Origin of the sequence: Chryseobacterium sp. FH1 (genome assembly GCF_000735135.1) — a bacterium.
Taxonomy (GTDB): Bacteria; Bacteroidota; Bacteroidia; order Flavobacteriales; family Weeksellaceae; genus Epilithonimonas.
The window spans coordinates 418599-431224 of record NZ_JPLZ01000002.1; the positions used below are offsets into that span (position 1 = coordinate 418599).

A 12626-nucleotide genomic window follows, 5' to 3' on the forward strand; every position below is an offset into this window, starting at 1 on the left:
ATTTTCCATTACCAAAAATTGTTATATTTGTGGAGAATGGCAACCAAAGCTTTATTTAATTCTGTCGTCAATTGGTTTATCCGTCAGCGGATAGATCAGATCGAGCATTTCAAAAAATATCCTGTGGAAACCCAGGAAGGACTTCTCTTTTCTCAGATGTTTTATGCGGAAGAAACAGAATACGGACATAAGTATGGTTTCAGTACCATTTCCAATTACAAAGATTTCCAGAAAAGAGTTCCAATTGTTTGCTACGAAGACTTCGAACCTTACATAGAAAAAGCAAGGCAAGGGCAAAAAGATGTCTTTTGGCCAGGTGTCATCAGGCAATTTGCAAAATCTTCCGGAACCACTAATGCAAAGAGCAAATACATTCCCATCACGGACGAAAGTTTGGAAGATTGCCATTACAAAGCGGGGAAAGATCTGGTTTCAATTTATGTGAACAACCATCCGGAAAGCGCACTTTTTCAGCATAAAAATTTGAGATTAGGTGGAAGTGCGGAAATGTATCAGGACTTCAATACAAAATTTGGGGATCTTTCGGCGATTTTGATCGAGAATCTTCCGTTTTGGGTAGAGATCATCAATACGCCCAGCAAGAAAACCTCCTTGATGTCTGAGTGGGAAAGTAAAATGAAAGCCATAATCGGCGAGGTGAAGAATGAAGATGTGGGAAGTCTCACAGGCGTTCCAAGCTGGATGATGGTTTTGCTCCAAAGGACTCTGCAGGAAACGGGAAAAAATTCTCTTTCCGAACTTTGGCCTAATCTTGAAGTTTTTTTCCATGGTGGCATCAGTTTCAAACCTTATAAAAATCAATACCAAGATATCGTTGGCAAAAATATCAGATACTACGAGATCTATAACGCTTCCGAAGGCTTTTTTGCCATTCAGGACCAGGCAGGAAGCGATGAGATGCTTTTGATGTTAGATTACGGGATTTTCTACGAATTCATTCCAATGGACCTTTACAACACGGGAATCCGAGAAGCGATTCCAATTTCTGAAGTTGAGATCGGTAAAAATTATGCTGTTGTGATTACCACCAACGGCGGACTTTGGCGCTATCTGATCGGTGATACGGTCAAGTTTACTTCCACAAGTCCTTACAGAATCAAAATCTCTGGAAGAACCAAGCATTACATTAATGCATTTGGGGAAGAGCTGATGATAGATAATGTGGAAACTGCGCTCAAAACGGCTTGTGAACAATTGCAGGCAAGCGTTTCGGATTATACAGGCGCTCCGGTTTTTATGACCAATTGTAGCAAAGGCTGTCACGAATGGATTTTTGAATTTACCAAAAAACCAAGTTGCCTCGAGCAGTTCACAAAAGTTTTTGATGATACTTTGAAATCCTTAAACTCAGATTACGAAGCAAAAAGATACAACGACATCACTTTGAAGGCTCCAATCGTACATTCTGCCAAACCCAATCTTTTCTACGAATGGATGGCAAGCCGAGGAAAACTTGGTGGACAAAATAAAGTTCCTAGATTGAGCAACGATCGGGAATACATCGATCCTTTGTTGAAATTGAATGAAAATTAATTTTTACATTCCGTCATTTCAATTTTATCATTAATTTTTTTTGCAAACTTCTGATTCAAACAAATCTTCTAAAGAATTTGTAACATCGGCATACTTTACCATGATTTTATCATAAAGATAGATTTTGATAATCAAATATTCTACAGCGTTTTATAATGAAATATGTTTCTGTATTTTCAATGTAATTATAGCTAGTGATTATTCAAAAATCATTAATTGTTTTATTTTTAAATTTTTTAATGGAACGGCAGTAAAAGATTGTCATCACTGCAAAAGCTTTTGAAACAAGACCTTGACAAAAATTCTGGCATCAGAAAGTTTGGTTGTTAATTTTTATTGATAAATAATAATTTATTTTATATAGAAATATTTAATGCAAAATTTCGTAATTTACGTCACGGATTATTGCACGGATTTGGAAGTTGCGCAAGAAGGTAAACTATCAGGCATTCAAAAATTGAAAAAAATATATAAATAAAAATTTGAATTATGTTTAAAAATTATGAACTTTCAAAAAATCCAATGGATTGGGTATATGCAATACTTTGGCTTGTTATTTTTGGGGCTTTTGCTATTTATATTATATCTGGAAGGATGTTTGAACCTGAAAATGGAAAAATCCATATCGTAGCTATATTGATAGGCTGGATAGCAGAATATATTGGAATAATCGGGACAGGTTTATTGTTCTTTGTCATTGGATTGTATAAATCTTTCAGAGTTGCTTTCGTTAAAAAAGGGGAAACAATCGAGGCAGAATAAATTATGGAGGTCAATTATCTCATACTCGGATTTACAGGCTTGTTTTTGGTAGGTACACTATTTCATTATAAATATACACAAAGGAAAGGAACAGCTTTCCGGTACAAACCAATCACACTGTTGGTGGTAGTGGTTTTGTTTTTAATGTCGCTTTATGGGATTATAACGGGGAAGGCTTACAATGAAATTTTGCCTTTCATCCGATAATACAACCACGGTTTTTGAAGTGTATTTCGCGAATTTGAATTATATTGAAAATCGAACTAAAAATGATATAGCGGTTTCGTTTTACAAAAGCAAAAAGAGACCAAATCAGACGATTATTGTGAAATAAAATTTTAATAACGTTAAAAACTAAACTATGGCAGATACCAACAATTTGATTTCTACGGCAGAGAAAGTCAAAGCTTTCGCAATGGGTTTTGTCGGTGCCGGAATCTTCAGCATGGGAACGACGTACTTTTCCGAGCAGGCAGAATATCGCATTCCGAGGATTCTTTGGCCGGTTTACGAGTTGTCTGGAAACATAGGCTTGGCAATTGGGATGATTCTTTTGGGAAGCTTGTTGGTGTTTTATGCTTACCGAAAATTCATTTCAAACGGAGGGAAAGCCATTTATTTGCTGATATTTTTGGTTGTGGCGATTTTAGGATCCTACGCCATTATCTTTTCCACCGGTAAAAAATCAACGTCCATCAATGATGTGAGAGAGAGCTTAGAGGAAAATCAAAAGAAGACAGAAAAAGAAATTACCAATAGCGACAGACCAGATTTGGAAGGTGAATTGGCAAATAATTATCTCGATCAATTGGAAGCTTTGAAGATAAAATATGAAAAAGCTGTAAATCAAAAAGATAAGACCAAAATTGACGAATGTGAAAACGAATATCTCAACCTGGTCTCTGTAGAATTTGGGAAAGTGGCAAAAGAAATAGGTGCCAAGCCGGAATACAGAGATTTTGCTTTGTACAATGCCAAGGTGCTGAATGAAATTCAGGTCTCAAGAACTAAATAAAAATCCATAAAGAAGTGATACTTTAGTAATGGTTTACAAATTTGATATGATCAGATGATGAAATATTACTTTAAGATTTTTCTGCTCTCAGTTGGCATCGGCGTCGTCAATATTTTGATGTATCTGTTTTTGTTGCAATTTCAGATTCTCCACAACAGTTCATATGTTCCTCAGGAAGCTTTTGATGTTTTTCTTATTCTTGTAGCAATTCCTATCCAGTTTTTGATTGTAGCCTTGGTTGCTTATGTTTCGAAGAAAAATAAACAAGCGGTTTTAATCACCTCAGCACTCTTTGTAGTCGCCTGTCTTTTATTGATTTTGATTAATACCAAGGAGGAACGAAGCACTTTCAATAATGAACAAGTTTACAGAAACACCGAAAAGTATGACTATCAGCAAGGAATTGCCACGCCGGAAGGTTATCCGATCAAGTTGCTTTCAAATAGTAAATTTACGCTTGCAGTCAAAGGTAACCGAAATCCATACACACTTTTGGAAACCGGCAAAGTATATTCTACAAACTGGGGAAATAGTGAATCTACCTTCAAATCGTCCGAAGATGGCGACGTGGTTTTGCCGGATAGTTTGAAGCTCTACTGGTATTCTTTCCTTGAAAATAAATACTATGGCTTGAGTGCTAAACTTGATAAAATCAAGATTTCCAATTACTTTAAAAAAGGATATCAACGAGATATGAGTGGAAATTTTGCAAGATTGATAATAGCCAAATATCAAGATCTGAATGCTGGCATAGCGCCAGGAGGCGACGTAGTGCTGTGGATTTCGGGTGCCAGCGAAACAAGGGAAATCAGCGTTTTCAAAGCAACGGAGATGAATATCAATCAGTTTAAGGGTGAAGATATCGTAAAGGCGGACGAAATAAAAAAGGTTTTGAGTGATAATTGCGAATGCAAAGAGAATTTGCAATCCAGAAGAATCGATCATCATAATCAAAAAATTCCTTTCGGAATTTGGACCAATCAATACCGGGAAAAATATAATTGGAAAGTTGATATCAGTTCAATTAACTCATCAAAATCTGAACTCAAATTCTATTTCTATAATGGCGAGAGATATTCATTATTTAATGAAGATGCTGTCAACAACAATTACCGAAACAAAGTTGTACCAAGCGACATCATTTTTATTTTTATTCAAAATGGTAAAAAGTACAAAGCTTTTTTTGAATTTGATGAAGATGAAATTTATAGTTATTTCAATAATCTCAGCCAAGCAAATCCAAATGCTCCAATTGATATTATCTTGAACATCAATCCAGATTTAAGTCAAGCTACGGTCAAATTAAAATCAAAAAATAGAACGCTGGATTTTGTGAAGATGAAGACGTTGAGAATAAGAAAGTTTAAGGATTAAAATTAAAACGATCATCAGATAATCCTCAATTTAAAACTAAGATAAATAAAGTCTGAAAATTCCGAAACTTTCATAAAAATATTTAAACATTCCAAAAATCCCGATCCAAACTTCTATATTGTATGGCCTCCGAGATGTGATCACCTTCTATTTTTTCAGAATTTTCCAGATCTGCGATGGTTCGTGCAACTTTTAAAATACGGCTATAAGCTCTTGCCGAAAGATTTAGTTTAAGCATTGCTGCTTTGATCAATAATTGCGAATATTCGTCCAGCTCGCAATATTTTTCCATTTCTTTGGATCCCATTTGTGCATTGTAACTGATGTCCGAGTCTTTGTAACGTTCATTTTGAATGTCCCGAGCTTTGTTGACTCTAGCTCTGATGCTCGCGCTACTTTCACCTTTCCTCTTTTCTGCCAACTGGTCGTATTCCACTTTTGAAACTTCGATATGAATGTCGATCCTATCAAGAAGCGGTCCCGAAAGTTTGTTCATATATCTTTGCATTTCGATTGTAGATGATGTATTATTCGGATCATCGGGGAAATAGCCGCTGGGACTTGGGTTCATACTGGCAACGAGCATAAAACTTGCCGGATATTCTATTGTGAATTTGGCTCGTGAAATGGTAACAACTCTGTCTTCCAGCGGTTGTCGCATCACTTCTAAAACCGTCCTTTTGAATTCTGGCATTTCATCTAGAAATAAAACGCCGTTGTGGGCCAAGGAAATCTCGCCTGGTTGAGGATAACTTCCACCACCTACAAGTGCAACATCCGAAATTGTATGATGTGGTGAGCGAAACGGACGAATGGTTATCAATGAAGTCTCAGCACCCATCTTTCCAGCAACGGAATGAATCTTGGTAGTTTCCAGAGATTCCTTGAGACTGAGTGCGGGTAAAATACTTGGTAATCGTTTTGCAAGCATTGTCTTTCCACTTCCTGGTGAACCTATGAGAATGATATTGTGACCCCCGGCTGCCGCAACTTCCATTGCACGTTTTGCCGCTTCTTGTCCTTTCACTTCATCAAAGTCGAAAGGGAAATCATCTATCTTGTCTTGAAATTCTTTTCTCGTGTCAATCTCAAATTTTTCCAATGCAATATCATCATTAAAAAAATCAATGATTTCCTTAATATTATCAATTCCAAAAACATCCAACTGATTGACAATAGCTGCTTCTCTCGCATTTTTCTTCGGGAGAATGATGCCTTTGAAACCGTCTTCTCTAGCTTTAATTGCAATTGGCAAAACACCACGGATCGGTTGCAAACTACCATCTAGTGATAGTTCTCCCATGATGATGTAATCACTAAGCGTATCATATTTAATCAAATCAGAAGCGGCGAGAATTCCTAAGGCAATGCTGAGGTCATAGGCCGAACCTTCTTTTCGCAAATCTGCTGGCGCCATGTTAATGGTAATCTTCTTTCCGGGGATTTTGAAGCCAGAATTCTTAAGTGCCGCAGAAATCCGATAACTGCTTTCTTTGATGGCATTATCTGGCAATCCTACCAAATGATAACCAACGCCTTGATCAACATTGACCTCAATAGTGATAATTTGTGCAGAAACGCCGTGAATGGCCGCACCGTATATTTTGACAAGCATTTGTGTTTTGTTTTACCAAAAATAAAAAACTCTCTGATGAAAACCAAAGAGTTAAATACATTTTTTAAATTAAAACAAATTACATGAACCGTTCGCCTTTCTTTAAGTTTTTGAGGTCAAGGACGTAATCTTTTATCAGTTGGTCATTGTCTCTTGGGCAGATGAGCAAAGCTTTTTCCGTATCTACGATGATATAGTTTTTCAATCCGTCAATCACCGCCGCCTTATTTTGATTTTTGATTCGGATGACGTTGCCTTTGGAATTGTAGGTGAGAACATTTTTGGAACTTATCGCATTGTTGTCGTCATTCTTATCAGCATTGGTGTAGACAGAGGTCCAAGTTCCGAGATCGCTCCAACCTAGATTTGCAGGGATGACGTAAACATTATTGGCTTTTTCCAAAATTCCATTGTCGATAGAAACTTTGTTTACGATCGGGTAAATTAGGTTGATACATTCTTTTTCGGTAGAGCAGTTGTATTCACAACTGTTGAACTGATTTGTCATTTCTGGCAAATATTTTTTGAATGCTTTCAAAATACTTTTTACGTTCCAAATAAAAATTCCCGCGTTCCATAAAAAATCACCCGATTCCATAAAACTTTTGGCAATGTCGAGATCTGGTTTTTCCGTAAATGTTTTAACCTTAGAATAATCTTCATTATTTTCTCTGATAAATTGAATATATCCGTAACCCGTATCAGGTCTGGTAGGCGTAATTCCTAATGTGATCAGGTAATCATTTTCTGAAGTCAATTGAAATCCTAATTCCACTTTTTCCAGAAAGGCCTTCTCCTTTAAAATCAAATGATCTGCAGGCATTACAATGATGTTTGCATTGGGATTGCTAGCCTCTATCTTCTTTGCCATATAAAGATTGCAGGCCGAAGTGTTTTTCATTGCAGGCTCTCCTACGATGTTCTCAAAAGGGATATCTTGCAGTTGCTGTTGCGTTAGATCTATATATTCTTCATTGGTAATGACATAAATGTTTTCTGCTGGGATCAACTGACTGATTCTGTCAAAAGTCTGCTGAATCATCGTTCTTCCCGTTCCTAAAATATCATGGAATTGCTTTGGGAATTTTTGAGTGCTCATAGGCCAGAATCGGCTTCCAATGCCACCTGCCATTATCACGCAGTAATTATTTTTGTTCATCTAAATTAAGTTTTTCGACCTTTGCTAAAGGACGGAATAAGTACTTTTTTGAGTTTTCTAAGTTAACGCAAAGATATAACTTTTTCTTTTTTTCCAATATCTTGTACTCATCACCTTTATAACGGAATTCGTCATTAATTAATAAATTTTCAACGAAAATAGATTGATCTTCAGAATCCTCGATATGAAAGTAACGAACCAATTCCGGACTTGCCATGAAATTAGCTTTTGGACTTTTTGAAAATCTTATGATAATTGGTTTTAGATCATCAGAATAGATTTCAAGACTTTCCAAAAGCATTTCTCGGAAAGTATCTTTCCATTCTTTTCCATGCGCGCTGATTCGGAATTTGAACTTTTCAAATGCAAGTAGATGCGCCAATTCGTGCGTCAATACAAAGAAAAACAACTGTTTATCCAAGGTGGAATTTACGGTTATCTGATGTGATTTGTCAGGCAATCTTCTGTAATCTCCCAGTTTGCTATTTCTATTTTTAGTGATTTTGATATGAATAAAGTAATCGGCAAACCACTTCTTGAGAAAAGGATGTGTGTTGGCTGGAAGATATTGATCTAAAACGTTGATAGACATTAAGAATAATCGAATGTTCAACAAAATTAATCATTCAAATGATTTAATACCAAATAATTGGAACTTAATTCTGTTTTTCTTAAATTTCGCTTTAATTGTAAAATTTGCAAAAAGCTATCTATTGTTTCTTGCTGTTGGTACTGTTTTCGTGCTCAAAAAAAGAGATAGTAGAAAACAAGAAAACAACAGAAAAGCAACCGAATCCTTACTACGAAAAAGCCTTCGTTTTTCTGGACAAGAACGAGTCGGACAGCGCATTTTACTATTTGAACAAAGGAAGAGAGCTTTTTCTCAAAAGAAATGACAGTTTCGGATTGGGCAAGAGTTTTGTGAATATGGCGATCATCCAAGAAAGTGAGGGCGATAATTTTGGAAGCATAGAAACCAGTCTGCAGGCACGGGAATTTTTTGATGAAAACAATATAGCGCATTTTGAGATTCTATTTTGCAATTATAACAATTTGGGCGTTGCATCCAATAATCTGAAAAATTACAAAGACGCCAAACGTTTCTACGATAAAGCACTTCTTTTTACAAAAGATCCAATCGACAAAATGGCGTTGGCAAACAATATTGCTATCGTTTATCATAACGAAAAGAGATATGACAAAGCCGTCCGCATCTACGAAAAACTGATTGACAGTGTTGGTTCCAAAAGTGAATTTTATCCCAAATTATTACTGAATTACACAAGATCCAAATGGTTTGAAAATCCAAATTACAATCCAGTTAAAAATTATCTGCACGCAGAAAAACTAAGTGACAGCATAGATGATGATTGGACGAGAGATGCCTCGTACGCTTATCTCGCAGCTTTCTTTTTGGATAAAAAAACAGATTCTGCCAAGTTGTTTGCAGAGAAAATGCTTTCGCTGGCCAAGGATTTGAAATATCCAGTAGATCAGCTGGAAGCGCTTCAAAACTTGATCCGACTTTCTGATGGTCCACATTCTCAAAAATATTTCGACGAGTATTCTCGGATTCAGGATAGTTTGATGAATGCGCAAAATAAAGCTAAAAATCAATTTGCGCTCATTCGTTTTGAAAGTGAAGAAGCTAAAGCCGAGAATCTAAATTTGCAAAAAGAAAAATCCGTTAACGAGATTAAAATGCTCCGTCAAAAAATTATCAGTTGGAGTGTTTCTCTCATTGCAATTGCATTTGGATTTTTAGCTTTTTTGTGGATCCGAAGGAAACGAAAAAGAATGGTGATAGAAGCAAATAAAAGACTGCAGGAACAACGCTTGGATCTTTCTAAAAAAGTACACGATGTGGTGGCGAATGGAATCTACGAAGTAATGTCAACTATTGAAAATCAAAATGATATTCCGAAAGAGAAAATTCTGGACAAACTGGAACTGATGTACGAAAAATCCAGGAATCTTTCTTACGACAATCCATTGCAACAGGAATTCAACGAAAGAATTTCTGGGTTGATCAGTTCTTTTGACAACGGTAAAACAAAATTTATCATTATCGGAAATGATCCCGATTTTTGGCTGGGAATCAATCAATTTTCTCAAGACGAACTTTTTCAAATCATCAGAGAATTGCTCGTGAATATGAAAAAACATAGCCAAGCTACGCAGGTTATTTTGAGGTTTATTAAAGAAAATAATTCTCACGAAATCAAATATTTTGATAATGGAATCGGACTTTCAGAAAGTTTTGTGGAGAAAAATGGATTCAGTAATATGAGATCACGATTGAAGGAAATCAATGGAGAATTTGAGATTGAGGGAAGTTTGAATGGTTTAAAATTGTCAATAAAACTGTAGAAAATGTTTACTAAAATATTAATTGCAGAGGATCACGAGAGTAGTAATTTTTCTGTACAAAAGGTGCTTGAGGAATTGCAGATTCCTATTGTAGATCATGTTTATTACTGTGATGATGCATTGTCTCATCTCAAAAAATCTCTGGATTCCGAATCCTTTCAATTGCTGATCACGGATCTCTCTTTTGAGGAAGACCACAGAAAACAATTGATAAAAAACGGAAGAGAATTGATAAAATCTTGCAAGGATCTCGATCCTGAACTGAAGGTGATTGTATTCTCAGGCGAACACAGATTGGGCGTCATAGATATGTTATTTAACGAATTAGGAATCAATGCCTTCGTCAGAAAAGCAAGATCAGATTCCAAGGAATTGAAAAAAGCGGTGGAAGCTGTTTGCAATCATGAAACTTATATCTCGCACGATCTGAAACTTCCGGTGAAAAGTATGAACACTCTGGAGTTCAGCAACTATGATATTGTTCTTCTAAAGTTGCTTTCCGATGGTGTGTTACAAAAAAACATCCCCCAAATTTTACAAGAACGTGATATTCATCCAAATAGTTTGAGCAGTGTAGAAAAAAGAATGAACGCGATGAAGCTAGCATTGACGGTGAAAAACAACGAACAGTTGATTGCCTATTGCAAGGATTTGGGAATAATTTAAAAATATTTTCAATTATTTTTCCATTTTACGGTTTCCCGTAAGGAAATATGAAATTATGTATCTAATTTTGCTTCAGATTAATAACCGTAAAAACACAAAGACAAAATAACATTCGATTTTCAAACTAAAGCCCCGAAGCGATAATCTTCAGGGCTTTTTTATTTTCTAAACATTTCTGTGTGAGGAATGTTGTCCTCAAGATATTTTTTTCCGGTGTCCTGAAATCCGAAGTCCGAATAGAATTTCAGTAGATAATCCTGAGCCGAAATTCGAACTTCTGAGGTTCGCAATCGGTTTTCAATAATATCAATCGCATAAGAAATCAATTGTTTTCCAAGTCCGGTTCCTCTACCGTTTTCCGTTGTTACAACTCTACCGATGGAAGTTTCGGGATATTTTATGCCTTTGTCAAAAATCCTGCAATACGCCAAAACTTCTCCTTCTTTTTCTGCCCAAAGGTGAATGGCCTTTTGATCGCAATCGTCCAAATCTGGATAAGGACAATCCTGTTCTACAACAAAAACGTTGACTCTTGCTTTGATGATTTCGTAAAGTTCAACCGTTGTAAGCTCAGAAAACGTTTTGATTTTCCAATCTATATTAGTCATCGAATCTTACTTTATTTTTGATCAAAAACTGATTGGTTTCCGAGATGAATTTTAGAATATTATCCGTCCCGGTCTTCTTCTCTGCAGATGTTACGTAGATATCTGGCAAGTCTTCCCAAGTATTCAGTAGTTCCTTTTTGTACGCTTCTACGTTTCGGTCGGCGGCACCAGGTTTCAACTTATCTACTTTTGTAAAAACGATGGAAAATGGAACATTACTTTCGCCACACCATTGCATAAACTCAAGATCGATTTTCTGAGGCGAAAGACGTGAATCTATCAAAACAAAAAGATTGACCAGATTTTGTCTGTTTAAGATGTAATTCGTGATTAGTTTTTCAAAATCCTTTCTCAGACTTTTGGAAACTTTCGCATAACCATAACCCGGCAGATCGGTCAGAAACCAAGTTTCATTCACCAAGAAATGATTGATCAATTGGGTTTTCCCCGGTGTTTGAGATGTTTTAGCCAAATCTTTGTGATTCATCATCGCGTTGATGAGTGAGGATTTCCCCACATTGGAACGCCCGATGAAAGCGTATTCTGCCATCGTTGGCTCGGGACAATCCTGCCATTTCTGACTGCTTTTTACAAATTCTGCGGTTTTGATTACCATTTTAATATCATATAAAAAACCATTAAGAAATCAAATTATTCAATGAAAACTTAATGTCTTAATGGTTTTAATTTATTTAATAAACTATTTTAATTGATTCTTTTCAGCCAGCCATACAGGATCTCGTTGAATTCATCTGGCTTTTCCATCATCGCCGCGTGGCCACATTTTTCAATCCAATGCAACTCGGAGTTTTTGATGAATTTGTGCATGTCTTCTGCCACTTCTGGTGGTGTCACGTTATCTTTTTTACCCCAAATGATGCAAGTTGGGCAAGTGATTTTCGGAAGGTCGTTCAGCATATTGTGTTTGATAGCGCTTCTTGCCAACATAACGGTTTTGATGCCTTTCATCCTGTCATTTACAACAGCAAAAACCTCATCCACCAATTCATCTGTCGCAACAATTGGGTCGTAAAAAACTTCCTGTGTTTTCTTTTTGATATAATCTTTGTCGCTTTTTCTTGGAAAGCTGTCACCAAAAGTTCTTTCGTAAAGGCCAGAACTGCCTGTCAAAACTAAATTCTGAACCAATTCCGGACGAGAGATCGTCAAAATCAATCCAATATGTCCGCCCATGGAATTACCGACAATCGTCACCGGTTTTCCAATTACATCTGTTATAAATCTTGCTACAAACTTCGAAATTGAAGTCAGGTTGGTGTTTAGGATTGGCAAATCGTAGATCGGCAATTGTGGAACAATCACGCGGAAACCCTTGTCCGCGAAGAAGTTAATCATCTTATCGAAGTTGCTCAAGCCTCCCATCAAACCATGCAGAAGCACCATTGGATGGCCTTCACCCGCTTCTACATAAGTATATTTCGTGTCTTTTTTAGTTTTAAAAATCATAATGCTGTTCGATAACCCGCCAAAAATACAAATAAA

At 36.4% G+C, this 12626-nt stretch carries 13 protein-coding genes; 7 read left to right on the forward strand and 6 right to left on the reverse strand.

From position 1 onward, the window contains the following. The first annotated feature begins 36 nt into the window (after window positions 1-36). From IO90_RS03200 to IO90_RS03215, 5 genes are all read left to right on the forward strand, one after another. Window positions 37-1554 (forward strand): GH3 auxin-responsive promoter family protein, encoded by a 1518-nt coding sequence (locus IO90_RS03200; protein ID WP_034963854.1) that lies wholly within the window; start codon window positions 37-39, stop codon window positions 1552-1554. A gap of 489 nt (window positions 1555-2043) precedes the next feature. Beyond that, a complete protein-coding gene (locus tag IO90_RS03205; RefSeq protein ID WP_034963856.1) occupies window positions 2044-2316 on the forward strand; it encodes a hypothetical protein in 273 nt (90 codons plus the stop codon). Between the two features lie 3 nt (window positions 2317-2319). Continuing rightward, window positions 2320-2523 (forward strand): hypothetical protein, encoded by a 204-nt coding sequence (locus IO90_RS18565; protein WP_076768751.1) that lies wholly within the window; start codon window positions 2320-2322, stop codon window positions 2521-2523. A 154-nt stretch (window positions 2524-2677) separates the two neighbouring features. Further along, complete coding sequence (locus tag IO90_RS03210) at window positions 2678-3331, forward strand: MFS transporter (RefSeq protein WP_034963858.1); 654 nt, start codon at window positions 2678-2680, stop codon at window positions 3329-3331. 54 nt (window positions 3332-3385) lie between these two features. Beyond that, window positions 3386-4705, forward strand: coding sequence for a DUF2931 family protein (locus IO90_RS03215; RefSeq protein ID WP_081871764.1), 1320 nt, complete (start codon window positions 3386-3388; stop codon window positions 4703-4705). Window positions 4706-4787: 82 nt separating this feature from the next. Here IO90_RS03215 and IO90_RS03220 read toward each other — a convergent pair whose 3' ends face one another. The 3 genes from IO90_RS03220 to IO90_RS03230 form a co-directional block, all read right to left on the reverse strand. Then, the gene (locus IO90_RS03220) at window positions 4788-6320 is read right to left on the reverse strand and encodes a YifB family Mg chelatase-like AAA ATPase (protein WP_034963863.1); all 1533 of its coding nucleotides are present in this window, start codon (window positions 6318-6320) and stop codon (window positions 4788-4790) included. A gap of 79 nt (window positions 6321-6399) precedes the next feature. Continuing rightward, on the reverse strand, window positions 6400-7479 hold the full coding sequence (locus IO90_RS03225; protein ID WP_228374638.1) for a mannose-1-phosphate guanylyltransferase: 1080 nt from the start codon (window positions 7477-7479) through the stop codon (window positions 6400-6402). After that, window positions 7466-8071, reverse strand: a complete 606-nt coding sequence (locus IO90_RS03230; RefSeq protein ID WP_034963866.1) for a SprT-like domain-containing protein — start codon at window positions 8069-8071, stop codon at window positions 7466-7468. Before IO90_RS03230 ends, IO90_RS03225 begins: the two co-directional genes overlap by 14 nt. 104 nt (window positions 8072-8175) lie before the next feature. On the opposite strand from IO90_RS03230, the gene IO90_RS03235 reads away from it, so the two are divergent. Both IO90_RS03235 and IO90_RS03240 read left to right on the forward strand, forming a co-directional pair. Continuing rightward, window positions 8176-9849: a tetratricopeptide repeat-containing sensor histidine kinase gene (locus tag IO90_RS03235; RefSeq protein WP_131450811.1), complete on the forward strand. Its 1674-nt coding sequence runs from the start codon at window positions 8176-8178 to the stop codon at window positions 9847-9849. 3 nt (window positions 9850-9852) lie between these two features. Beyond that, complete coding sequence (locus IO90_RS03240; protein WP_034963868.1) at window positions 9853-10515, forward strand: response regulator; 663 nt, start codon at window positions 9853-9855, stop codon at window positions 10513-10515. A 158-nt stretch (window positions 10516-10673) separates the two neighbouring features. Here IO90_RS03240 and IO90_RS03245 read toward each other — a convergent pair whose 3' ends face one another. The 3 genes from IO90_RS03245 to IO90_RS03255 form a co-directional block, all read right to left on the reverse strand. After that, window positions 10674-11123, reverse strand: a complete 450-nt coding sequence (locus IO90_RS03245; protein WP_034963870.1) for a GNAT family N-acetyltransferase — start codon at window positions 11121-11123, stop codon at window positions 10674-10676. Further along, complete coding sequence (gene yihA, locus IO90_RS03250) at window positions 11116-11739, reverse strand: ribosome biogenesis GTP-binding protein YihA/YsxC (protein ID WP_034963872.1); 624 nt, start codon at window positions 11737-11739, stop codon at window positions 11116-11118. The genes IO90_RS03245 and yihA overlap by 8 nt, the downstream gene beginning before the upstream one ends. Window positions 11740-11828: 89 nt before the next feature. Continuing rightward, a complete protein-coding gene (locus IO90_RS03255; RefSeq protein WP_034963874.1) occupies window positions 11829-12590 on the reverse strand; it encodes an alpha/beta fold hydrolase in 762 nt (253 codons plus the stop codon). Between the last annotated feature and the right edge of the window lie 36 nt (window positions 12591-12626).